Here is a 482-nt window from a genome sequence, read left to right on the forward strand (position 1 = left end):
GTAGGAGATTTCAATAGCTGGGACGGTCGGCGCCACCCAATGCGCTCGCGGCGTGAGGCAGGCGTCTGGGAAGTCTTCCTCCCGGATCTGACGGTTGGTGACCGCTACAAATTCGAAATTCTGGACGGGCAGGGAAATCTGCTTGCTCAGAAGGCTGATCCCGTGGGCCGGGCTTCGGAAGCCGCGCCTTCCACTGCATCCATCGTTGCCTCACCCGAACCGGTGAAATGGCGGGATGCTGAATGGGTCAAGAGGCGAGCGGAGAGGGACATTCTGAACGGTCCGATATCGATCTATGAAGTTCATGCCGGATCCTGGCTCAGGGAAATGACGGATGGGGGGCGTTCGCTCGATTGGTTCGAACTATCCCAGCGGCTGATCCCCTATGTCAAGGAAATGGGGTTCACGCATGTGGAGCTTTTGCCGATCATGGAATATCCTTTCGGCGGCTCATGGGGATATCAGCCACTGGGCCTTTTTGC

At 57.7% G+C, this 482-nt stretch carries 1 pseudogene; it reads left to right on the top strand.

Annotated features, from left to right (window positions below):
• Nucleotides 1-482: pseudogene (locus SB724_RS19390) on the top strand (1,4-alpha-glucan branching protein GlgB); the annotation flags it as partial.

The sequence above is a fragment of the Bacillus sp. SIMBA_031 genome, from assembly GCF_046535225.1.
Classification (GTDB): domain Bacteria; phylum Bacillota; class Bacilli; order Bacillales; family Bacillaceae; genus Bacillus; species Bacillus velezensis.